Annotated in this window: 16 protein-coding genes; 6 read left to right on the top strand and 10 right to left on the bottom strand. The window is 71.5% G+C overall.

All coding sequences use genetic code 11. The features are described 5' to 3' along the window. Positions 1 to 69 precede the first annotated feature (69 nt). A complete protein-coding gene (locus tag M3147_RS07515; protein WP_251202838.1) occupies positions 70 to 951 on the bottom strand; it encodes an acyl-CoA thioesterase in 882 nt (293 codons plus the stop codon). Between the two features lie 90 nt (positions 952 to 1,041). On the opposite strand from M3147_RS07515, the gene M3147_RS07510 reads away from it, so the two are divergent. Continuing rightward, complete coding sequence (locus M3147_RS07510) at positions 1,042 to 1,722, top strand: hypothetical protein (RefSeq protein ID WP_251202837.1); 681 nt, start codon at positions 1,042 to 1,044, stop codon at positions 1,720 to 1,722. 9 nt (positions 1,723 to 1,731) lie between these two features. On the opposite strand, the gene M3147_RS07505 is transcribed toward M3147_RS07510, so the two are convergent. From M3147_RS07505 to pepN (M3147_RS07465), 9 genes are all read right to left on the bottom strand, one after another. Beyond that, a complete protein-coding gene (locus M3147_RS07505; RefSeq protein ID WP_251202836.1) occupies positions 1,732 to 3,390 on the bottom strand; it encodes an FAD-binding dehydrogenase in 1,659 nt (552 codons plus the stop codon). A 34-nt stretch (positions 3,391 to 3,424) separates the two neighbouring features. Next, on the bottom strand, positions 3,425 to 3,832 hold the full coding sequence (locus tag M3147_RS07500) for a globin (protein WP_251202964.1): 408 nt from the start codon (positions 3,830 to 3,832) through the stop codon (positions 3,425 to 3,427). Between the two features lie 44 nt (positions 3,833 to 3,876). Further along, positions 3,877 to 4,980 (bottom strand): mechanosensitive ion channel family protein, encoded by a 1,104-nt coding sequence (locus M3147_RS07495; RefSeq protein ID WP_251202835.1) that lies wholly within the window; start codon positions 4,978 to 4,980, stop codon positions 3,877 to 3,879. 22 nt (positions 4,981 to 5,002) lie between these two features. Beyond that, entirely contained in the window at positions 5,003 to 7,570 is a 2,568-nt protein-coding gene (pepN, locus tag M3147_RS07490) for an aminopeptidase N (RefSeq protein WP_251202834.1), read from the bottom strand. 88 nt (positions 7,571 to 7,658) lie between these two features. Next, on the bottom strand, positions 7,659 to 8,363 hold the full coding sequence (locus tag M3147_RS07485; RefSeq protein WP_251202833.1) for a response regulator transcription factor: 705 nt from the start codon (positions 8,361 to 8,363) through the stop codon (positions 7,659 to 7,661). Then, a complete protein-coding gene (locus tag M3147_RS07480; RefSeq protein WP_251202832.1) occupies positions 8,353 to 9,675 on the bottom strand; it encodes a sensor histidine kinase in 1,323 nt (440 codons plus the stop codon). Before M3147_RS07480 ends, M3147_RS07485 begins: the two co-directional genes overlap by 11 nt. Before the next feature lie 10 nt (positions 9,676 to 9,685). Next, positions 9,686 to 10,552, bottom strand: a complete 867-nt coding sequence (locus tag M3147_RS07475) for an ABC transporter permease subunit (RefSeq protein ID WP_251202831.1) — start codon at positions 10,550 to 10,552, stop codon at positions 9,686 to 9,688. Next, positions 10,549 to 11,460 (bottom strand): ABC transporter ATP-binding protein, encoded by a 912-nt coding sequence (locus tag M3147_RS07470; protein WP_251202830.1) that lies wholly within the window; start codon positions 11,458 to 11,460, stop codon positions 10,549 to 10,551. The genes M3147_RS07475 and M3147_RS07470 overlap by 4 nt, the downstream gene beginning before the upstream one ends. Positions 11,461 to 11,536: 76 nt before the next feature. Then, positions 11,537 to 14,107 (bottom strand): aminopeptidase N, encoded by a 2,571-nt coding sequence (gene pepN, locus M3147_RS07465; protein WP_251202829.1) that lies wholly within the window; start codon positions 14,105 to 14,107, stop codon positions 11,537 to 11,539. 126 nt (positions 14,108 to 14,233) lie between these two features. Here pepN (M3147_RS07465) and M3147_RS07460 point away from each other — a divergent pair, with 126 nt between their 5' ends. From M3147_RS07460 to M3147_RS07440, 5 genes are all read left to right on the top strand, one after another. Further along, positions 14,234 to 15,220: a DUF2332 domain-containing protein gene (locus M3147_RS07460; protein WP_251202828.1), complete on the top strand. Its 987-nt coding sequence runs from the start codon at positions 14,234 to 14,236 to the stop codon at positions 15,218 to 15,220. Positions 15,221 to 15,230: 10 nt separating this feature from the next. Next, positions 15,231 to 15,755 (top strand): ribose-5-phosphate isomerase, encoded by a 525-nt coding sequence (locus tag M3147_RS07455; RefSeq protein ID WP_251202827.1) that lies wholly within the window; start codon positions 15,231 to 15,233, stop codon positions 15,753 to 15,755. Positions 15,756 to 15,763: 8 nt separating this feature from the next. Next, positions 15,764 to 16,768, top strand: coding sequence for an Fpg/Nei family DNA glycosylase (locus M3147_RS07450; RefSeq protein WP_251202826.1), 1,005 nt, complete (start codon positions 15,764 to 15,766; stop codon positions 16,766 to 16,768). A 95-nt stretch (positions 16,769 to 16,863) separates the two neighbouring features. Then, positions 16,864 to 18,420 carry a multicopper oxidase family protein gene (locus M3147_RS07445; RefSeq protein WP_251202825.1) on the top strand — a complete coding sequence of 519 codons (1,557 nt, stop codon included), beginning with the start codon at positions 16,864 to 16,866 and terminating at the stop codon, positions 18,418 to 18,420. Then, a complete protein-coding gene (locus tag M3147_RS07440; protein ID WP_251202824.1) occupies positions 18,407 to 19,876 on the top strand; it encodes a sensor histidine kinase in 1,470 nt (489 codons plus the stop codon). Before M3147_RS07445 ends, M3147_RS07440 begins: the two co-directional genes overlap by 14 nt. The last annotated feature ends 2 nt before the right edge of the window (positions 19,877 to 19,878 follow it).

The following is a 19,878-nucleotide window of genomic DNA, read 5'->3' as shown; positions in this document are numbered from 1 at the left end:
GGTCCGCACGCCGTTCCATGGCGGGCGACGGGCCGGCGGAGCGGCAGGCCGGCGGAACCGCCGGCCGGCTCAGTCGAACGTCGTCGGATTCGGCACCCGGACCATGCCCTCCTGGGCGACGCTCGCGACGAGCACACCGTCGCGCGTGTAGATGCGTCCGAGCGACAGCCCGCGTCCGCCGGCGGCGGAGGGGGACTCCTGGGTGAAGAGCAGCCACTCGTCGACCCGGGCGTCGCGATGCCACCACATCGCGTGGTCGAGGCTCGCGATCTTCAGGCCGGGCGTCGTCCAGGCGGCTCCGTGGGCGCGGAGGATCGGCTCGAGGATCGAGTAGTCGCTCGCGTAGGCGAGTGCCGCGCGGTGCTGATTCGGGTCGTCGGGCAGTCGCCCGAAGGCGCGCATCCACACCGCCTGCCGCGGCACCCGCTCGCCCGCCACCTCGAGGTAGATCGGCGAGGGCACGTGGCGCATGTCGAACGCCCGCTCGCTCGCCCAGTAGCGGGCGACGTCGTGGTCGACCGTGCCGAGCACGTCGGCGGTCGAGGGCAGGCTCTCGGGGTCGGGCAGGTCCTCGGGCATGGCCAACTGGTGCTCGAGGCCCTCGTCGCGCGTTTGGAACGAGGCGATGAGGGAGAGGATCGGTTCGCCGTTCTGGAAGGCGTGCGTGCGCCGGGTCGAGAACGAGCGGCCGTCGTGGAGGCGGTCCACCGAGAACGTGATCGGGTGCTCGACATCGCCCGGCCGCAGGAAGTACCCGTGCATCGAGTGGATGATCCGCTCTGGTTCGACGGTGTGCATCGCCGCCATCAGGGACTGGGCGAGCACCTGCCCACCGAAGACGCGGCCGAGCGGCATCCACTGCGACGGGCCGGTGAAGATGTCCTCGGTGGTGCGGGCCCCCGTGTTCGTCAGATGGAGCGTGCTCAGCAGTCCGTCGATGGGTCCGTTCACCCGTGCCTCCAGCGAAAAGCTCCTGTGCGCTCCGGATGGAGCGCGCGGCGCGGCCGTCCGACCGCCACCACTTGGTAGTTTAGACAGGACATGGTTCAGCACTTCACGCTCGCCGACAGCCTGTCGCTCGGCGACCTGCACACATATCTGCAGCGCGCCGCTCGCGTCGACGAGGGATCGGTGCGGCTCATCGCCGGCTCCGGCATCCTCGCCGTCTACTCGGCGATCCTGTACCCGCGGGGCATCCTCGACGAGACGCCCACGGTGCTGGGCCTGCGCACCTTCGGGCTCGAGGAGACGGAGGACTTCGACATCGTCGTGCCGCTCCGCTCCCTCACCGATCGGATCGCCCGGGCGAAAGCCGACGTCGACCCCGACGATCCGTCGCGGCCCGTGACGATGTCGCGCCCGCACGAGGTCAGCACCGTCACCTGGGCGGGCATCTCACCGCCTCGCGGCGGCTGGCGCTCGATCGGCTCGACGGATGCCGCGAGCCTCGAGCGCGCGGCCCGCGCCGGCATCGACGAAGTCGCCGAGGCGATCCCCGAGGGAACGGGGGAGCAGCTCGTGCAGCGCGTCCGCTCCGAGGTCTGGGGTCGTGGGGTCGACGGCCTCGAGTACGTGCCCGCCGGTGCGGCGTTCGCGAGCTTCAGCCTCGGCTTCCTGGGCGACGACGAGGTGGCCATGTACGAGACCGGCCCGTGGACAAGGCTTTCCACGAAGCGCGGCCACGTGCTCGTCCGGCAGCGCCCCTGGTCGCTGAAGAGCTGACTGCGCCGCTCAACCGGCCGCGATCGCGCGGCCTGCGGCGCGCCCGCTGAACAGGCAGCCGCCGAGGAAGGTGCCCTCGAGCGCGCGGTACCCGTGCACGCCGCCGCCGCCGAAGCCGGCGGCCTCGCCGACCGCGTAGAGCCCGGGTACGGGTGCGCCGTCCGCGCCGAGCGCGCGCGACGAGAGGTCGGTCTGGATGCCGCCGAGGGACTTCCGGGTCAGCAGGTGCAGCTTCACGGCGATGAGCGGACCGTTCGCGGGATCGACGAATCGGTGCGGTGCGGCGACACGGATGAGCTTGTCGCCGCGCGAGGCCCGGGCACCGCGGACTGCGGCGAGCTGGGCGTCCTTTCCGAAGTCGTTGTCGAGCGCTCGGTCGTGCGCGAGCACCTCCCGGGCGATGTTCGCGGTGTCGAGCTCGACGTCGGGCGAGCGCCGCCGCATCTCCGCGAGGAGTTCGTCGAGGGTGTCGGCGACGACGAAGTCGGCACCGTGCTCCTTGAACGCCTCGACGGGGGCGGGCGCGCCGGAGCCGAGCCGCTGGGCGAGGAGTTTCAGGTCCTTGCCGGTGAGGTCCGGGTTCTGTTCGCTGCCCGAGAGGGCGAACTCCTTCTCGATGATCTTCTGGGTGAGGACGAACCAGGAGTGGCCGTAGCCGGTCGCGACGAGGTGCTCGAGCGTGCCGAGCGTGTCGAAGCCGGGGAAGAGCGGCGCGGGCAGTCGCGATCCCGTCGCGTCGAACCAGAGCGATGACGGACCGGGGAGGATGCGGATACCGTGCAGCGGCCAGATCGGGTCCCAGTTCTGGATGCCCTCGACGTAGTGCCACATTCGGTCGCCGTTCACGAGACGGGCGCCGGCGTCGGCGGTGATCTGCAGCATCCGGCCGTCGACGTGGGCGGGGACGCCCGAGAGCAGTTCCTCCGGCGGTGTGCCGAGCCGTTCCGGCCAGAACTGCCGGACGAGCTCGTGGTTCCCGCCGATGCCGCCCGATGCGACGACGACGGCGGGGGCACGCAGCTCGAACTCGCCGACGACGTCGCGGTTGCTCGGCGCGCCGCGTTCGGCGTCGTCGTCGGCGAGCACCGCGCCGCGAGCGCCGACGACGGCCCCGCCCTCGACGATCAGCTCGTCGACGCGGTGCCGGTGCCGGAACTCGACGAGGCCCGCCGCCTCGCCCGCCTTCACCCGGGCGATGAACGGGGCGAGAACCCCGGGGCCGGTGCCCCAGGTGATGTGGAAGCGGGGGACGGAGTTGCCGTGACCGAGTGCGCGGCCGTCGCCGCGCTCCGCCCAGCCGACGACGGGGAAGAAGCGCACGCCCTTGCCGTGCAGCCAGTCGCGCTTCTCACCGGCGGCGAACTCGAGGTAGGCCTGGGCCCAGCGGCGCCCCCAGTCGTCCTCCTCGCGGTCGAATCCGGCCGTGCCGGCCCAGTCCTCGCTCGCGAGCTCCAGCGAGTCGCGGATGCCCATCCGTCGTTGCTCGGGCGAGTCGACGAGGAAGAGGCCGCCGAACGACCAGTGCGCCTGCCCGCCGAGGCTCGCGGCGGGCTCCTGGTCGAGGATCAGCACGCGCCGGCCGGCATCGACCAGCTCGGAGGCGGCGACGAGACCGGAGAGGCCTGCGCCGACGATGATCGCGTCGGGGATGCGGTCGGATGCTGCCACGTGGACTCCTTCGTCGCTTCGGGTGGTGGCGTGCTCAGTCGTCGAAGGTGTTCACCATCGCGAAGGCGGCCCGCTGCAGATAATCCCACAGTGTGGCCTCGGCCAGCGGCGGCAGCTCCAGGGAGTCGACGGCGCGGCGCATGTGCGCGAGCCACCGGTCGCGCGCGTCGGGGTTCACCTTGAACGGGAGGTGCCGCATGCGGAGCCTCGGGTGGCCGCGTTCCTCGCTGTAGGTGCCGGGCCCGCCCCAGTACTGCTCGAGGAAGAGCTGCAGGCGTCGGGCCGCCGGGCCGAGGTCCTCCTCCGGGTACATCGGCTTCAGCACCGGGTCGTCGGCCACGCCGCGGTAGAACTCGGCGACGAGGCGTTCGAAGGTCGCACTTCCGCCGACCGACTCGTAGAACGTCTGGCCGAGCCCCGGGCCGTGCTCGCTGCCGCGCAGCTGCACGCCCGAGGGCGGCACCTTCACCTGGTCGTCCGCGTCGGTCACAGGGTCGTCCCTTCGTCGTCGGTGGTGCGCCGCTTCGCGGCACGGGACGGCTTCGTCTTCGGGAGGTAGGGTTCGGCACCCGGGACGACCGCGTTCGGCGCGGTGCGCGGTGGGCGGGCGCCCTTCACCCGGGTGACGCTGTCGAAGCCGGCGAGCACCACCGAGTTCATGCTGGGCAGCTTGACGCCCATCTCGTCCAGCGAGTGCTTGAGGCGCACGCGCAGCTCGCGTGCCACGTCGTCCTTCGACGAGGTGCGGACCTTCATCACGATACGGATGATCATCGCCTCGGCGGAGATCGACTCGAGCCCCCAGATCTCGGGCTTCTCGAGCACGCGGCTGCGCCACTTGGGCGACTTCGCCATCTCGGTCGCGGTGCGGAGCATCTCCGACTCGACGGCCTCGACGTCGGCGTCGTAGGGCACCGCGAGGTCGAGGATGACCCGCGCCCAGCCCTGCGACATGTTGCCGACCCGGAGGATCTCGCCGTTGCGGACGAACCACAGGGTGCCGTTCACGTCGCGCACCGTGGTCACGCGGATGCGGACCTCCTCGACGATGCCGGTCGCCGGCCCCAGGTCGACGACGTCGCCGACGCCGAGCTGGTCCTCGACGACCATGAACAGTCCGTTCAGCGCGTCTTTCACGATGTTCTGCGCGCCGAAACCGAGGCCGGCGCCGATCGCCGCGGAGAGCAGGGCGAAGGATCCGAGCAGCGTGTTGTCGATCGTGTTCACGATCATCAGGACGACGACGATGAACAGTGTCACGTTGACGATGTTGCGCAGCACCGAACCGAGGGTGCGGGTGCGCTGCACGAGCCGGACCGCCGCGAGCGGGGAGGCCTGCAACGCCTGCGTGTCGGTGACGTCCTGCTTCTTCTTCACCCCGGAGACGATCTGCTTCACGACCCGGTCGATGACGAAGTGGAGGACCCAGCGGACGAGTAGCGCGATCGCGACGATGAGGAGGATCGCGACGAGCTTGCCGACGATCGTGCCCCAGTGCTCAGACCAGAACGTGGCGATATCCGTCCAGAATCCGGGGTCCACGGGGGTGTCCTCGCCGTCGACCGGGGGCGCTTGAGCAAACACGAGCATGATGGCCCGAGTCTAGTGAGCGCTACTGGGCATCGACGGTGAGGGGCTCGGCGTCGCGTGCGCGCGCCGCGAGGGCGCGCTCCAGCTCGGCGAGCTTCTCGGAGACGAGCCGTGCCAGCGGCGCGGGCTCCGGGTTCCGCGCGAGCCAATCACGGGCGAGCTCGGCCAGTTCCTCGTCGACGAGGGCGGCGGGGAAGAGCCCGCGCACGATGATCGCGGCCATGTTGAAGCTGCGGCTCGCCCAGATCCCCTGCAGCTCGTCGAAATAGGCGGCCGCGGTGGGCGCCAGGAGCTCCGCGGGGCGGGCGCGTCGCCAACCCTCGGCGATCGCCCGGGCGAGGTCGTTCGACAGCGAGGGGTCGCGCATCACCCGCTCCCACGCCGACTGCTTGACGTCGGCGTCCGGCCGCGCGGCCCGAGCGGTCTCGACGAGCTGACGTCCTTTGGCCGTGTCGTCCGCGGCCAGTGCGCGGTCGATCTCTTCCTCGCCGGCCACGCCGAGGGCTGCGCGAGCGATGACGAGCTCCCAGCGGAGGTCGAGGTCGATCTCGAGTCCGGGCAGCGCCGTGCTGCCGTCGGCGAGCCCCGCGAGCAGTTCGGCGTGCGCCGAGCTCGAGGCGATGCGGATGAAGGCCTTGACGAGCTGCAACTGGGCGTCGGACCCGGCGTCGGAGAGTTCGGCGAGCGCCCAGACGGCGTCCCCGGCCTCGCCGGTCAGTTGCGCCCGATGCTCTTCCGCGAGGTACTGGGAGAGTGCCAGCTCGAGCCGGGCGAGGGCGAGGCCGCGGGCGGAGGACTGCGTCTCCCGGCCGATGCCGGCGAGCACCAGACGGACGAACTCCGAGGCCGGCAGCTCGGCGTCGCGCACCGCGTCCCAGGCCGAGCCGAGCACGACGGCACGTGCCACGGGGTCGTCGATCGCCGCGAGGTGTTCGAGCGCGGTGGCGAAGGACGGTGCGTCGAGGCGCACCTTCGCGTAGCTGAGGTCGTCGTCGTTCACGAGCAGCAGCGCGGGGCGGGGGAGCCCGACGAGCTCGGGCACCTCGGTCGCGGCGCCGTCGAGGTCGAGCTCGACGCGGTGCACCCGCACCAGCCGGTCGCCCTCGAGCTCGTAGGCGCCGATCGCGATGCGGTGCGGTCGCAGGGTGGGATGCTCGGCCGCCGCGGTCTGCTCCACGCGTGCCGCGGTGATGCGGTCCGAGGCATCCGTCTCGATCACCGCGCGCAGCGTGTTGACACCCGCGGTCTCGAGCCAGCGCGCCGACCAATCGGCGAGATCGCGCCCGCTCGCCAGCTCGAGCTCGGCGAGGAGGTCGGCGAGCGTGGCATTGCCGCCGCCGTGCTTCGCGAGGTAGGCGCCGACGCCCTGCTGGAACGCGTCGAGGCCGACCCACGCGACGAGCTGCTTCAGGACCGAAGCGCCCTTGTCGTAGGTGATCGCGTCGAAGTTCACCTCGACGTCGGCGATGCTCGGGATCTCGGCGACGATCGGATGCGTCGACGGCAGCTGGTCCTGCTCGGCCGCGTGCGTCTTCTCGTCGCTCGCGAACGTGGCCCAGACGCCGGTGAACTCGGTCACGCGCGAGGTCGCGAGCGTCGAGGCCCAGGTCGCGAACGACTCGTTCAGCCAGATGTCGTTCCACCAGCGCATCGTCACCGAGTTGCCGAACCACATGTGGCTGAGCTCGTGCAGCACGACGATGGCACGCTGCTCCCGCCGAGCGTCGGACACCCGCGAGCGGAACAGGTACGACTCGTTGAACGTCACCGCGCCGACGTTCTCCATCGCGCCCCAGTTGTACTCGGGCACGAAGATCTGGTCGTACTTGCCGTACGGGTAGGCCACGCCGAAGGCCTCCTCGTAGAACGCGAGGCCCGCGGCGACCGTGCCGAACATCATCTCGGGGTCGGCGTACTCGGCGAGCGACGCCCGGGTGAACAGCCCGAGCGGCACCTCGCGCCCGTCGACGCTCGCGGCGCTGCCGCGCCAGCTGGCGTACGGTCCGGCGACGACGGCGACGATGTAGCTCGAGATCACGGGCCCGGTCTCGAAGCGCCAGACCGCGTTCGACGTGCCCTCGACCGGTTCGGGCACGGGGGAGGGGGCGTTGCTCAGCACCGACCAGTGCGCCGGGGCGTGGATCGTGAAGCGCACCGCGGCCTTCAGGTCGGGCTGGTCGAACACCGCGTACACGCGGTTCGCCTCGGCGACCGCGAATTCGGTGTAGAGGTACCGTTCGCCGTCGACCGGGTCGACGAAGCGGTGCAGTCCCTCGCCGGTCTTGGAGTACGCGTTCGTCGAGACGACGCGCAGCTCGTTCTGCTCCGCGAGCCCGTCGAGGCGGATGCGCACGCCGTCGCTGACGGCGGCCGGGTCGAGCGCGCGCCCGTTCAGGGAGAGCTCGTGGATGGACTCCGTGTTCGCCTCGATGAAGGTCGCGGCCCCGGCGATGGCGGCGAAGCGGGCGGTGGTCTCACTGCGGAACGTCTCGCCGTCGTCGGTGAGGTCGAGGACGACCTCGTAGCTCGGGGAGCCGATGATCGCCGCCCGCTCCTCGGCTTCGACGCGGGTGAGGTTGGCAGCAGGCATGGACGATCCCTTCGTAGCGATGGCGCCGGACCAGCCTAGCGAGCCCGGTCCGACCGTCGGCGGTCGATCGGCGTGCCCGGGCGGGCGGTCAGCCGAGCAGGCCCTGCTCGTAGGCGAGGATCACGAGCTGCACGCGGTCGCGGGCGCCGAGCTTCTGCAGCACCCGGCCGACGTGCGTCTTCACGGTCGACTCGGACAGGAAGAACCGCTCGGCGAGTTCCGCGTTGTTCAAGCCCTCGGCGATCGCGAGCAGAATCTCCCGTTCGCGAGCGGTGAGCGCGTCGAAGCGACCCGGCTCCGTGCGCCGGGAGGTCCGTGGGCCGGTCCCGTCGTCCGCCGCGGGCAGCTCGGCGGCGAAGAGCTCGAGCATCCGCCGGGTGACCCGCGGCGAGAGCGCGGCCTCGCCGCTCGCGACCGTGCGGATGGCGGCCACAAGCTCCTGCGGCCGCACATCCTTCAGGAGGAACCCGCTCGCGCCCGAGCGGATCGCGGCGAAGGCGTACTCGTCGAGGTCGAAGGTGGTGAGCACGATGATGCGGACCTCCGGATGCCGCGCGCTGAGCTCGGCGGTCGCGGCGATGCCGTCCATCCCGGGCATTCGGACGTCCATGAGCAGCACATCGACCGGGAGCTCCCGCACGAGCGCGAGGGCGGCGCGGCCATCGCCCGCCTCACCGACGACCTCGATGCCCGGCTCGGCGTCGAGCACGAGCCGGAAGCCGGTGCGGACGAGGGCCTGGTCGTCGACGATCGCGACGCGGACGGTCTCGGTGGACAGCTGGTCAGTGGTCATTCGTGAGTCCCGTCGTTCGCTCGGAGTGGTCGTCGCCGGCCGGTGTCCCCGGCGCCTCGACCGGGATGGTGGCCCGCAGCCGCCAGCCGCGGCCGCCGCGTGGGCCGGCGTCGAGGCTGCCGCCGTACAGTGCGACGCGTTCGCGCAGCCCGGCGAGTCCTCGGCCCGCCCCGCGGGTGGCGGGTGCATCGCCCTGGCGTGCCGGCGCGTCGTCCTCCACGACGACATCGACCTCACCGGGGCGGTGCTCCAGCCGGACGTCCACGTGCGGTGCGCCCGTCGCGTGACGGAGCGCGTTCGTGAGCCCCTCCTGCACCAGTCGGTAGACGGCGAGCCCCACGGCGGGGTCGGCTTCGGGCACGCCGCTCGTCGTGAGTCGCACCGGCATCCCGGCCTCCCGGAACCCCTCGACGAGCTCCGGGATGGCGGGGAGGCCGGGCTGCGGGGCGAGTTCTGCCGGGGTGCCCTCCGGTTCGCGGAGCACGCCGAGCATGCGGCGCATCTCGCCGAGCGCGCTGCGGCCGGTCTCGGCGACGCTCCGCATGGCCTCCGCCGCACGTTCCGGATCGCGGGCCGCGGTCGCTGCAGAGCCGTCGGCGAGCGTCACCATCACGGTGAGGCCGTGCGAGACGATGTCGTGCAGCTCCCGGGCGATCCGGGCGCGTTCGGCGGCCGCGGCGAGCTGCGCCTGCTGGTCGCGTTCACGTGCGAGATCGTGGGCGCGGGCGATGAGCGCGAGGAGGTAGCGGCGGCGGTTGCCCACGGTCACCCCGATGAGCGTCACGATCAGCATGACCGCGGCATACTGCGAGGAGGTGGCCACCGGGCCGCCGAACGGCGACGGCGCGACCCACGCTTCGAGGTACGCGCTCAGCGTCGTGACGGCCACCGAGCCGCCGAACCCGATCCACGCCGCCTTCGTCGAGCGGTAGACCCCGAGCGCGTACAGCGCGTAGAGGATCGGGAATCCGTCGCTCATGCCGAACGGCGACACCATGAGGCAGACGAACCAGGCGATGCCGGTCAGCAGCCACGGACGGCTTCGCCGGAACAGCAGCACCGCGGCGCCGCCGACCGCGATCCCCAGGACCTGGAGCAGGGTCGCGACCAAGGGTGGCGCGGGGGAGTCCGACGCGATCACCATCGTGGCGATGAACGTCGGAACGACATAGAGCGCAGCGAGGATCGAGTCGGTGAGCCGAGGGTGCCGCGCCCAGAACTGCCGGATCACCCCGGGCGGCTTCGGCAGACGGAGCTCACCCCCGACCGCCGGAACGGGGCGGTCGGGGGTGAGCGGCGTCGCGTCCGGCATAGGCAGGACTCTACGCGTCGCGGCGCTTCAGCAGCACGGCGGCGCCGGCGAGCGAGACGGCCAGCCAGCCGAGCACGACGAGCAGGCTCTGCCAGGCGTTCGGCCCGGAGATCGTGGCCGGGTCGGCGCCGATCATCATGAACATCGTCATCCCGGCCGAGGAGAGCAGGTACGGCATGACGTCCGCGGCCCACTCGGCGGGAATGAGCCCGAACACGGTCGGGAGGAGGAGCAGGATGCCGAGCACCGCGGCGATGCCGCCCGCGCTCGACCTGATGATCGTGCCGATCCCGAGCGCGAACACCGAGACGAGCGCGAGGTACAGCGCCGCGCCGCCGAGCACGAGCAGCACGTTCTCGGCGAAGAGGGAGACCTGGACTCCGTTGCTCGCGAAGATCGCTGCGGCGACCCCGAACGCGACGAGGTTGGTGACGATCGCGACGACGAGCGTCGCGACGAACAGCACGACGGCCTTGCCCGCGAGCGCCGGAAGGCGCTTCGGCACCGCCGAGAGCGTCGAGCGGATCATCCCGGTCGTGTACTCGCCGCTGATGACGAGGACGCCGAGCACCGCGACCACGAGCTGCCCGAAGTAGGTGCCGAAGACGGCGGACTGCAGCACCATGCCGGTCTGCTCGGCCGGCGGGGCCGCGGAGACGTCCATGCCGCTCATCCCGTTCGCGAGGCTGAAAGACATGAGCACCGCCATGCCGAGCGAGATCGCGACGACGATGACGTAGGACCAGACGGTCGAGCGCAGGCTGCGAAGCTTGATCCACTCCGAACGGAGGATGCCGCCGAAGCTCAGCCGCGCGGTGTGCGCGAGTCGCGGGCCGCCCTGGACGGGGCGGGGATCGGGGATGGTGGTCGCGGTCATCGGACGGCCTCCGTACGGTACTCGACGGCGTCGGCGGTCAGGGCCAGGTAGGCCTCTTCGAGCGACGCGTTCTGCGGGGTGAGCTCATGGATGGCGAGGCCGTTGGCTGCGGCCAGGTCGCCGATGCCCGCCGCTTCGAGGCCGGTGACCTCGAGCAGCCCAGCCTCGGAGCGGATGACGACGATGTCGGGACCAGCGAGCAGCTCCGCGAGCTGCGAGGCGTGCGGCGAGCGCACTCGCACGCGCTGCCGGGTGCCGGCGGCGATGATCTCGCCGACCGGTGCATCCGCGATGATCTCGCCGCGACCGAGCACGATGAGGTGGTCGGCGGTCTGCGCCATCTCGCTCATCAGGTGCGAGGAGAGGAAGACCGTGCGGCCCTCACCGGCGAGGTGCCGGACCAGCTGGCGCACCCAGAGCACGCCCTCCGGATCGAGCCCGTTCACCGGTTCGTCGAGGATCAGCACCGAGGGGTCGCCGAGCATGGCCGCGGCGATGCCGAGGCGCTGGCCCATGCCGAGCGAGAATCCGCCGACTCGCTTGCGCGCGACCGATTCGAGGCCGGTGAGCTCGATGACCTCGTGCACGCGGCGCTTGCCGATGCCGTGCGTCGCGGCCATGGCGAGCAGATGGTTCTCGGCGGTGCGACCGGTGTGCACGGCTTTCGCATCGAGCAGGGCGCCGACCTCGTGGAGGGGCGCGCGGTGTTCCGCATAGGGCTTGCCGCCGACGGTGACCGTGCCCGTGTCGGGACGGTCCAGACCGACGATCATGCGCATCGTCGTGGACTTGCCGGCTCCGTTCGGCCCGAGGAAGCCCGTGACCTGCCCGGGGCGGACCTCGAACGTCAGATCGTGGACGGCGGTCTTCGCGCCGTAGCGCTTGGTGAGCGCGGTTGCGGTGATCATGAGGACGACGTTACGGATCCGCGGCGGCCGGCGCATCGCCCTCGGGAATGGCAGACGGGCGGTGCCGGTGCGACGACTAGGCGGCGTCGCGTTCCTGGGCGGCGAGCGCGCGTTCGACGCCGGCGACGTTCTCGACGACGAGCCGGCGCAGGGCAGGCGGGGCGTCGGCGTTCGCTGCGAGCCAGGCGTGGCTGGCCTCGACGAGCTCGCGGTTCGCGAGGCTCGCGGGGTAGAGGAGCTCGACGAGCTTCTCGACGATGGCGTAGCTGCGCTCGGTCCAGACCCGGCTGATCATGTCGAAGTAACGCGGCACGTACGGGGTGAGCAGTTCGCGGTCGCCGGCGCGGACGAAGCCCGCGGCGGTGGTGCGCACGACGGAGTTCGTCGCGGTGTCCGCCTCGACGATGGAGGCCCAGGCGCGCTGCTTGCCCTCGGCGGTGGGGATCGCCGCACGGGCGTGCGCGGCGGACTCCTGCCCGGTCGCGGTCTGGTCGGAGGCGAGGCGGGCGTCGATCTCGGCGTCGCCGGCGCGGCCGGCGGCGACGAGGGCGATGAGCAGCTCCCAGCCGAGGTCGGTGTCGATGTCGAGACCGTCGAGGCTGCGCTCGCCCGCGAAGAGGGCGGCGAGCTCGTCGACGTGGCTGCCGGACTCGGCGAGGGCCGCGAAGTACTTCACGAACTGGAACTGCGCATCACTGCCGGGCTCCGCCTGCTGCGCGAGCTCCCAGAGGCCGTCGGCGAGCGCGCGGCGGGCGTCGGCGCGACGTGCGGGCGCGACGTACGAGCTCGCCGCGAGCTGGGCGTTCGCGAGCACGATCCGGAGCGTCGTCGATTCGGTCTCGGCGGCGATGTTGCCGAGGACGAGGTCCAGGTAGTCGCTGGCGCTGGTCTCGGCGTCGCGGGTGGCGTCCCACACGCTCGACCAGACCAGGGCACGCGCGAGCGGGTCCTCGATCTGCGAGAGGTTCGCGAGTGCGAGGGCCTGGGATGCCTCGTCGAGGCGGATCTTCGCGTAGGCGAGGTCGTCGTCGTTCAGCAGCACGAGCCCGGGGCGGGCGAGGCCGACGAGCTCGGACACCTCGGTGCGTTCGCCGTCGACGTCGAGCTCGACCCGGTGCTCGCGCACGAGCTTGCCGTCCACCAGGTTGTAGAACCCGATGGCGAGGCGGTGCGGGCGGATCGTCGGGTAGTCGGGGTGGGCCGACTGCAGCACCGAGAAGGCGGTGATGACGCCGTCGGCATCGGTCTCGATCTCGGGGCGGAGGGTGTTCACCCCGGCCGTTTCGAGCCAGATCTTCGACCAGCCCGACAGGTCACGGCCCGACGCGGTCTCGAGCTCGGCGAGGAGGTCGGCGAGGGTGGTGTTGCCCCAGGCGTGCTTCTTGAAGTACGCCGAGACGCCGGTGAAGAACGCCTCGATGCCGACCCAGGCGGCGAGCTGCTTCAGCACCGACCCGCCCTTGGCATAGGTGATGCCGTCGAAGTTGACGAGCACGTCCTCGAGGTCGCGGATCTCCGCGACGATCGGGTGCGTCGAGGGCAGCTGGTCCTGACGGTACGCCCAGCTCTTCTCCATCGAGTTGAACGTCGTCCAGGCGTGCACCCATTCGGTGGCCTCGGCGGTGGCGATGGTCGAGGCCCACTCGGCGAACGACTCGTTCAGCCAGAGGTCGTTCCACCACTTCATCGTGACGAGGTCGCCGAACCACATGTGCGCGAGCTCGTGCAGGATCGTGACGACCCGGCGCTCCTTGATCGCGTCGGTGACCTTGGAGCGGAAGACGTACACCTCGGTGAAGGTGACGGCGCCCGCGTTCTCCATCGCGCCCGCGTTGTATTCGGGCACGAAGAGCTGGTCGTACTTCGCGAAGGGGTAGGGCACGTCGAACTTGTCCTCGAAGTACGCGAAGCCCTGCTTCGTCTTCTCGAAGAGGTAGTCCGCGTCGAGGTACTGCGACAGGCTCTTCCGGCTGAACACGCCGAGCGGGATGACCCGGCCGTCCGAGCTCGTCAGTTCGTCGCGCACGACGTCGTACGGGCCCGCGATGAGCGCGGTGATGTAGCTCGACATGCGCGGGGTGGGCTCGAACGCCCAGGTCGCGGTCGAGACGTCGTCGGCGCGCCGGCCCGAGGCGTGCAGCTCGGGCTCGGGCGTCGGCTGGTTGGAGACGACCTGCCAGTGCGACGGCGCCGTCACGGTGAACCGGAACGCGGCCTTGAGGTCGGGCTGCTCGAACACGGCGAACATCCGCCGCGAGTCGGGCACCTCGAACTGGGTGTAGAGGTAGACCTCGCCGTCGGCGGGGTCGACGAAGCGGTGCAGGCCCTCGCCGGTGTGCATGTAGCGGCCGTCGGCGACGACGACGAGCTCGTTCTCAGCGGCGAGATCGGGCAGCTGGATGCGCACGCCGTCGCTGACCTCGGCGGGGTCAAGGGCGACGCCGTTCAGGGTGATCGAGTGCACCTCGGCGGTGATGGCGTCGATGAAGGTCGAGGCGCCGGGCGTCTTCGCCTGGAACCGGACGGTCGTCGTCGAACGGAACACCTCGGGGCCCGTCGTGACATCGAGCACGACGTCGTAGTCGTGGACCTGGACGAGCGCAGCACGCTCCTCGGCTTCCAGGCGGGTGAGGTTCTCTCCGGGCACGTGCGCTCCTTCGCTTCATCGACGCGGCTCGTGGCCGCAGGCAACGCGGACCAGCCTACTCGCGCGACCCGCTCACGTCCGGAAGTGGCGGTTCCGCTCGACGCGAACCCGACGTAGCGTGGCGGCATGCGCGAGACGATGGACCCCGAAGCCTCGACCGCCGCCCGCTATCGGGCGTTCGCCGAGGTCGAAGCGCGCGGCATGTCCGCCACGTACGAGGCCTGGGCCGCCGGCGTCGCGACGGATGCCGCGCTCATCGAGCTGATCGAGGAGCTGCCCGTCGCCAAGCGACAGCCGAACCTCGTCTTCAGCGCCGCGCGCTTCCAGGGCTGCCCGCTCGGGCCGTACGCGGTGTTCCGCGAGTGGCTGCACCGGCACTGGATCGAAGTCCGCGCGACCGTGCTCGATCACGCGACGCAGACGAACGAGGCCGGTCGCTGCGCCCTCCACCTCCCGGTCCTCGCGCGGATCCCGGGACCGCTCGCCCTGCTCGAGGTCGGCGCATCCGCGGGCCTCTGCTTGTATCCGGACCGGTACGGCTACCGCTACGACGGTCGGGAGCCGCTCGAGCCGAGCGACGGGCCGAGCCCCGTCCTGCTCGACTGCGAGACGACGGGCGGCGTGCCGATCCCGAGCGAGCTCCCCGACGTCGTCTGGCGGGCGGGGATCGACCTCAATCCGCTCGACGTGCGCCGCGCCGACGATCTCGCCTGGCTCGACGCGCTCATCTGGCCCGAGCACGACGACCGTCGTGCGCGACTCCGGGCGGCCGCATCGCTCGTCGCGGCCGATCCGCCACGACTCGTCGAGGGCGACCTCGTGGAGCAGCTCGGGCGGGTCGCCGCCGAGGCGCCCGCCGGCGCGACCCTCGTCGTGCTGCACACCGCCGTCATCGCCTACCTCGGCGAAGAGGCCAAGCGCCGCTTCGTCGCCGAGGTCGCGAACCTCGACGCCCATTGGCTCTCGGTCGAGGGCCGCGGGGTCGTCCCCGGCATCGCGGCGCGTGAGGACGTCCACAATGCGTCGAGCGACTTCGTGCTCGCCCTCGACGGGGAGCAGCTCGCGTGGGTGCAGCCGCACGGCCGGGCCATCCGCTGGATCGGCACTCCCTAGAATCGTCACCATGCGCATCCACATCGCGACCGACCACGCCGGCCTCGAGTTCAGCCGGACCCTCCAGGCCCATCTGACCAACGGCGGTCACGAGGTCGTCGACCACGGCCCGGCCGAATACGACGCGCTCGACGACTACCCCGCGTTCTGCATCAACGCCGCCCTCGGGGTCGCCCGCGACCAGGCGGCCGGGGTGCGCGCGCTCGGCGTCGTCTTCGGCGGCTCCGGCAACGGCGAGCAGATCGCGGCGAACAAGGTGCGTGGCATCCGCGCCGCCCTCGTCTGGAGCATGGACACCGCGCTCCTCGCCCGCGAGCACAATGACGCCAACGTGATCTCGATCGGCGCGCGCCAGCACACCGTGGAGGAGGCGATCCGCTACATCGACGCCTTCATCGCCGAGCCGTTCTCCGGCGACGAGCGACACGTGCGCCGCATCGCGCAGCTCGCCGAGTACGAGACGACCGGCGACATCGCGGGCAAGGGCGTCGACACCTCGACCGGCTCGGCGCAGGCGTCGGAGCCCGAGGCGTAGGCGCGCGCATGCCCGAGGGCCATTCCGTCCATCGCATCACCCGGCAGTTCGAGCGGAACTTCGTCGGACGCACGGTGCACGTGTCGAGTCCGCAGGGACGCTTCGCCGAGGGGGCCGCACTCCTCGACGGCCGGCGGATGATCGACGCGCGAGCCGTCGGCAAGCAGATGTTCCTCGGGTTCGAGGGCGACCGCTGGCTGCGCGTGCACCTCGGCATCTATGGCGCCTGGGACTTCGCGGGCGACATCCTGCTCGATCCGACCATCGCCTCGGCGAACGGGCGCATGGGGCAGACGAACATGCGCGGCACCTTCCTCGACGGCCCGAACCCCGACGCGGTCGTGCTCGATGCGGCGGGCGAGAATTCGCTCACCTCGATCGGCGCACCGCGGCGGACCCGCCTGCGCATGGCCGAGTCGGAGAAGGAGGGCGACACCTCGTGGTCGTTCCCGCCCGAGCCCGTCGGTCAAGTGCGGGTGCGCCTGCTCACCGAGACCGTCTGCGCCGACCTCCGCGGCCCGACGGCGTGCGAGGTCCTCGACCCGGCGCAGGTCGAATCGGTCGTCGCCAAGCTCGGCCCCGACCCGCTCCTCGACGACAGCGCCGAGGCGGAGGAGCGATTCGTCGCCACGGTGCGGCGCAAGCCCACGCCGATCGCACTGCTCCTCATGGACCAGAACGTCGTCGCCGGCATCGGCAACGTCTACCGGGCGGAGCTCCTCTTCCGTGCGGGCCTCAACCCCCACACGCCGGGCCGGCTCGTCCCCGAGGAGACCGTGCGAGAGCTCTGGCACGACTGGGGCCGGCTGCTGCGCATCGGCGTGGAGACCGGGCAGATGATGACGATGGACGGGCTCGAGGGCGAGGCCTATCGCGCCGCCATGGCGAATCGCGACGACCGGCACTGGGTCTACAAGCGCGAGGGCCTGCCGTGCCGGGTCTGCGGCACGAACATCGTGCTCGAGGAGCTCGGCGCCCGCAAGCTCTACTGGTGCCCCTCCTGCCAGGCCTGAGCGCCGCAGCCGGATAGGCGGCGGGGGATAACCCCCGGTGGAATCCGGACGGGCGCCGGATGGGCCGCGGCCGCCGTGCTCGCGAGGCTGGAACCATGCTCGGCACCACGCGACCAGCCAGACTCTCGCCCCTTCGGCGCCCCCGCGCGACCCTCGTCTCCGGGCTCACCGCACTGGCCGCCGGCGGCCTGGTGGCGCTCGCGTTCGCCGGATGCGGCATCGTGACGCCCGGCACCGTGTCGACCGTCGGCCGGGTCGGCTTCGACCGGCCGCTCGTGATCCCGCCGCTCGCCGAGTCGACGGTCGGTGCGGACGGCACGCGCGTCTTCGCGCTGACCGCTCAGGCCGGCACCACCGAGTTCGAGCCCGGCGTGCCGAGCGAGACCTGGGGGTTCAACGGGACCTTCCTCGGACCCACCCTCGTCGCCGAGCGCGGCGAACGGGTGCGCGTCGACGTGCGCAACACCCTCGACGAGCCCACGACCGTGCACTGGCACGGGATGCATCTGCCGGCGGAGATGGACGGCGGCCCGCATCAGATGGTTGTTCCCGGTGCGAGGTGGGCGCCGGAGTGGCTCGTCGACCAGCAGGCGGCCACGCTCTGGTACCACCCGCATCCGCACGGCGCGACCGAGGCGCACGTCTCGCGTGGTCTCGCCGGGCTGTTCCTGCTGCACGACGAAGCCGAGCGGGCGCTCGGCCTGCCCGGCGAGTACGGCGTCGACGACGTCCCGGTGATCGTGCAGGACACCGGGTTCACCGCCGAGGGGCGCCGTGAGGCGGCACCGCGCGGGTATGCGGGCGCGCTGGGCGACGAGCTCGTCGTGAACGGGACGCGTTCGCCGTACTTCGAGGCGGGCGACGAGCTGCTCCGGCTGCGGCTGCTGAACGCGTCGACCGCGCGCAGCTACGCGTTCTCCTGGGGCGACGAACGCCCCGTGCGGCTGATCGGCACCGACGGCGGTCTGCTCGACGCGCCGGTGGAGCTGCCGTACGTGCGACTCTCGCCCGGGGAGCGGGCGGAGGTGCTCGTACGCCTCACACCGGGCGAGCGGCTGGTGCTGCAGTCCCGGATGACGGCCGAGATCGCCGGACTCGTCGGACCCGTGGCACAGACGAACGGCGCGGCGGACGCCTTCGACGTGCTGGAGCTCCGCGCCGCAGACCGGCTCCGTCCCGCTGCGGCGGACCCCGCCGCGCTCGTGGCGCTGCCGCCGCTCGGCGACGGCGAGGTCGCCGCGGATCGCCGGTTCGTCCTCGACGACAGCTTCGAGATCAACGGCCGGGCGATGGAGCTCGGCCGGATCGACGAGACCGTCACGGTGGACACGCTCGAGCGGTGGACCATCGTGAACGACACCGCCCTGCCGCACAGCTTCCACGTGCACGACGTGCAGTTCCGGCTCGCCACGGTGGGCGGGGACCCGCCGCCGCCGGAGCTCAGCGGGTGGAAGGACACGATCTACGTGGAGCCCGAGACCGAGTACGTGCTGCTCCTCCGCTTCACCGACTACGCCGATCAGGACACGCCGTACATGTACCACTGCCACCTGCTGTGGCACGAGGATCAGGGGATGATGGGGCAGTTCGCCGTCGTCGAGCCCGGTCAGCGTGCGACGATGCCCGAGGGGACCGACCATGACCACCACTGACCCGACCAGCACCGAGACGAATCGCGAGACCATGACCACCGAACCGGCCAGCAGCCGAGCCGCCGAGGCAGTCGCGCCGAAGCACCGTCGAGGGTACGGGGCGCTTTGGGCGTCCGTGCCGCGGGAGCTCGGCTTCCTGATCCTCACCATGCCGATCGCGATCGTCGGTCTGAGCGTCGCCGCCACCGTCTTCTTCAGCGGCGTGGGGCTGCTCGCCGTCGTCGTCGGCGTGTTCGTGATGGTCGGGGCCTTCTACGTCGCCCGCGGCTTCGGCACGCTCGAGCTGGTCCGCCTCGAGTGGGCCGGGCGTCCCCGCATCGAGCGGCCCGACTGGGCGCGCGACGGACGGGAAGCGGGATTCTGGCGCGCCGCGTTCGTGCCGTTCGTCGACGGGCACTACTGGCTGTACGTGCTCCACACGCTGATCATCAACCCGATCGTCAGCGTCTTCACCTGGACGGTCACGATCGTCTGGCTGTCGATGGCGCTCGGCGGGACGACCGGCTGGTTCTGGCAGGGGTTCATCCCGGAGGACGACCGCGGCTTCTGGCTCAACGAATGGCTGGTGGACCGGCTCTTCCCCGGAAACGACTTCGGCTACGACGTGGTCGCGGGGGAGCGGCTCCTCGAGTTCGTGCTCGGGGTGATCTTCCTGCTCACGCTGCCGTACGTCTTCCGCGGCCTGACCCTCCTGCACGACGGGGCGGCGCGCGGCCTGCTCGGCGCCTGGCGCTCGGAGGCGCTCGAGGTCGAGGTCGCGCAGCTCGCCGCCTCGCGCGGAGCGGCGGTCCAGGCGGAGGATGCCTCGCTGCGGCGGTTGGAGCGCGACATCCACGACGGCCCCCAGCAGCGGCTCGTGCGCTTGCAGATGGACCTCGCGGCGATCGAACGCCGGATGGAGGGCGACCCGGAGGCGGCGCGGGAGCTCATCGGGGAGGCGCGCGAGCAGGCGCGGGAGACGCTCGACGAGCTCCGCGCCCTGTCGCGCGGGTTCGCCCCGCCGCTGCTGCAGGACCGTGGCCTCGCGAGCGCGCTCGAGTCGCTCGCGTCGCGGAGCCCGGTCCCGGTCGTCCTCGAGAACCTGCTGCCGCCGGTGAGCGGACTGCCCGCGGCGATCGAGCGCAACGCGTACTTCGTCGCGGCGGAGCTGCTCACGAATGTCGTGAAGCACTCGGACGCCACGAGTATTCGGCTGCGGGTCGCGGTCCGCGACGCGGGCGCGGCCGGTCACTGGCTCGATCTGTGGGTCACGGACAACGGATCGGGGGGTGCGCGGATCGAGGCGGGACACGGGCTCGCCGGGCTGCACGAGCGGGTGCTCGGGCTCCGGGGTCAATTCCTCGTCGACAGCCCGGCCGGTGGTCCGACCATCATCGGCGCACACATCCCGTTCCTGCCTGAGTCTGCGCCGGCGCCTGCGCCGGCGTCTGGGCCGGTGTCGCCCGAGCTGAGCTGACG

The organism is Agromyces mediolanus (genome assembly GCF_023715325.1).
Classification (GTDB): domain Bacteria; phylum Actinomycetota; class Actinomycetes; order Actinomycetales; family Microbacteriaceae; genus Agromyces; species Agromyces mediolanus_A.
This window is presented reverse-complemented; position numbering and strand designations above follow the sequence as displayed.

Coding starts and splice junctions, on each gene's coding strand:
- M3147_RS07510 (WP_251202837.1), top strand. CDS start 1,042: ATGGTTCAGCACTTCACGCTCGCCGACAGCCTGTCGCTCGGCGACCTG.
- M3147_RS07495 (WP_251202835.1), bottom strand. CDS start 4,980: ATGCTCGTGTTTGCTCAAGCGCCCCCGGTCGACGGCGAGGACACCCCC.
- pepN (WP_251202834.1), bottom strand. CDS start 7,570: ATGCCTGCTGCCAACCTCACCCGCGTCGAAGCCGAGGAGCGGGCGGCG.
- M3147_RS07485 (WP_251202833.1), bottom strand. CDS start 8,363: ATGACCACTGACCAGCTGTCCACCGAGACCGTCCGCGTCGCGATCGTC.
- M3147_RS07480 (WP_251202832.1), bottom strand. CDS start 9,675: ATGCCGGACGCGACGCCGCTCACCCCCGACCGCCCCGTTCCGGCGGTC.
- M3147_RS07475 (WP_251202831.1), bottom strand. CDS start 10,552: ATGACCGCGACCACCATCCCCGATCCCCGCCCCGTCCAGGGCGGCCCG.
- M3147_RS07470 (WP_251202830.1), bottom strand. CDS start 11,460: ATGATCACCGCAACCGCGCTCACCAAGCGCTACGGCGCGAAGACCGCC.
- M3147_RS07460 (WP_251202828.1), top strand. CDS start 14,234: ATGCGCGAGACGATGGACCCCGAAGCCTCGACCGCCGCCCGCTATCGG.
- M3147_RS07455 (WP_251202827.1), top strand. CDS start 15,231: ATGCGCATCCACATCGCGACCGACCACGCCGGCCTCGAGTTCAGCCGG.
- M3147_RS07450 (WP_251202826.1), top strand. CDS start 15,764: ATGCCCGAGGGCCATTCCGTCCATCGCATCACCCGGCAGTTCGAGCGG.
- M3147_RS07445 (WP_251202825.1), top strand. CDS start 16,864: ATGCTCGGCACCACGCGACCAGCCAGACTCTCGCCCCTTCGGCGCCCC.
- M3147_RS07440 (WP_251202824.1), top strand. CDS start 18,407: ATGACCACCACTGACCCGACCAGCACCGAGACGAATCGCGAGACCATG.